Source organism: Robinsoniella sp. RHS, assembly GCF_001029355.1.
Classification (GTDB): Bacteria; Bacillota; Clostridia; order Lachnospirales; family Lachnospiraceae; genus Robinsoniella; species Robinsoniella peoriensis.
Genome location: NZ_JNGB01000273.1, coordinates 1 through 2,296 on the forward strand (window position 1 = coordinate 1; position 2,296 = coordinate 2,296).

The 2,296-nt window shown below is 45.2% G+C and carries 3 protein-coding genes; all 3 read left to right on the forward strand.

What is annotated here, in order from left to right; translation table 11 throughout:
• Positions 1-62: 62 nt before the first annotated feature.
• A complete protein-coding gene (locus RHS_RS29735) occupies positions 63-1,646 on the forward strand; it encodes a phage portal protein (RefSeq protein ID WP_047835287.1) in 1,584 nt (527 codons plus the stop codon).
• On the forward strand, positions 1,570-1,791 hold the full coding sequence (locus tag RHS_RS29740) for a hypothetical protein (protein ID WP_047835288.1): 222 nt from the start codon (positions 1,570-1,572) through the stop codon (positions 1,789-1,791). The genes RHS_RS29735 and RHS_RS29740 overlap by 77 nt, the downstream gene beginning before the upstream one ends.
• 5 nt (positions 1,792-1,796) lie before the next feature.
• The coding region (locus RHS_RS29745; RefSeq protein WP_047835289.1) for a phage minor capsid protein at positions 1,797-2,296 on the forward strand (500 nt) is incomplete at its 3' end.

Consider the following 2,296-nt stretch of genomic DNA (forward strand, 5'->3'; position numbering starts at 1 on the left):
GCGAATCAGTATGCATGGATTCCGTACCGGCAGCTGATTGGATTTGAGGAGGATGTGAAAAAGTGAGGTGGACAAAACGCATGGGTGACAATATAAAAAGGGGAATAATCAACTGGCTAAATATACAGCCGTCCGCTTCCAGTATACAGATTACCGAGGTAATGGACTTTGAACAAAGTGCAATCCGAAACAGAGTCTGGTATAGGGGAGAAGGAAATGAGTTAGAGCAGATGTACCAACAGAATCCAGAATACGCAGACAGGTATAAATTCTGGGCATCTAAGTGTACCCCTGGTATGGAAATGAGGAAGATACACACCGGATTGCCCGGGATGATTGTGCGGATTTTAAGCGGGATCATAACGGAAGATATGAATGACTTTGAATTTAAAAATCCAGCACAGGAACTGCTGTGGAAAGACATAGAGAAAGCAAACAGGTTTCGGAAGAAATTTGAAAGGTCTTTAAAAGAGGTACTCTATATTGGAGATGGAGCCTATAAGGTTACCATTAACACTAAGAAAAGCGAATATCCGATCCTGCGCTGGTATCCGGGGGAAAGAATTGAATTGGTCTATGACGGAGATGATCTGGAAGAGGTGGTGTTTAAGACGCCGTACACCGTCAGAAGCCAGCAGTATGTCCTGTATGAGCATTACGGACACGGGTATATCCGGAATGAACTGTATGAAGGAGAGAAACTGGTTGACTTGCATGCAATCGACAATACAAAAGGAGTGTCTGACTGGGCATTCGATGAGAAAGTAATTCTTGCGGTGCCGTTACAGGTGTATGAAAGTGCCAAATATGAGGGCAGAGGCGGCAGCATCTATGACGGCAAGGTGGATTGCTTTGACGCATTTGACGAAACCTGGTCGCAGTGGATGGACGCATTACGGGCAGGCAGGACAAAGACATATATTCCGGAATCGCTCATTCCCCGGGATCCAGATAAAGGGGATCTGCTAAAGCCAAACTCTTTTGATAACCGTTTCATTAAATGTGATTCTGATATGGGGGAGGGTGCAAGGAACCAAATCGATACACAGCAGCCGGTTATCCCCCATGAAAGTTACCTTGCTTCCTACATAACAGCGCTTGACCAGTGTCTACAAGGAGTGATATCCCCTTCTACACTTGGCATAGACACAAAGAAGCTTGACAATGCAGAAGCACAGAGGGAAAAAGAAAAAGCCACGCTATATACCCGGAATGCGATTATAGAGGCACTGCAGGAGACGCTGCCGGAAGTGGTTGCTGCATGCATAAATGCTTACAACCTGCTATATGGGAAACCAGTGGAAGAGGTGGAAGTAAACATACCATTCGGAGAATATGCTAATCCAAGTTTTGAGTCACAGGTGGAAACCATAGGAAAAGCAAAAACCCAGGGCATTATGTCTATCGAGCGGGTGGTAGAAGAACTGTATGGCGATACCCTGGATGAACACTGTAAGCAGGAAGAGATCCAACGGCTTAAGGCAGAGCAGGGCATTACAGAAGCAGATGAGCCCGGAATCAACATGGATCTTGGAGGCTTTAAAGCAAACGTAGAAGGGGGGCTGCCAGATGAAAGTGCAGGTAGCGAAAAGAATGTACCGCATGAGCCGGAAGGAATACCAGGGGCTTCTAAAAATAGCCAGTGAACAGGTAGCCTTTGGAATCTACGCAATTGAAAAAAATGATTATGCAGAACTGCGGTGTGATAAATGCAGCAGCTCCACCCAGCTTAAAGCAATGATCCGGCAGTTTAAGAGCCAGGGCTTTAAAGTGCTGTCGAATGGCAGGTGATTCATATGGAACCATATGATATCGAAGAAGCATTCGCTGCCATTGAAGAAGAACTGATCGCTTCCATGATGCGGAATATGAAGCGGCATAAGGTGGAAGAAACGGCAGAAGAAATGCGCTGGGAAATGTGGCAGGCAAAACAGCTGCAGGCACTGGAAAAATATAAGAAGCAGAACCAGAAGAAATTTCAAGGGAAATTTGCAGATATAAATGGATCTGTGGATGAAATAATCCATAAGGCAAGAAAGCAAGGCGGACTGGATCAGGAAATAGAGATCATGAATGCCATAAAGAAAGGTTGGAAACCTCCGGGAAGTCTGAATAAAAGTATGCAGACAACGGGTGAGTTTTTTAAACTGAATGATCGTAAACTGAATGCCTTGATCGGAGCCACCCGGAAGGATTTTTCCAAAGCGGAACACGCAATGTTACGAATGGCGGATGATCAATACCGTAAGATTATTTTTAATGCACAGGTATATGCAAATACCGGAGCGGGCACCTA

Excerpts from the sequence above, each read along its gene's own strand:
- RHS_RS29740 (WP_047835288.1), top strand. The coding sequence starts at position 1,570 with ATGAAAGTGCAGGTAGCGAAAAGAATGTACCGCATGAGCCGGAAGGAA.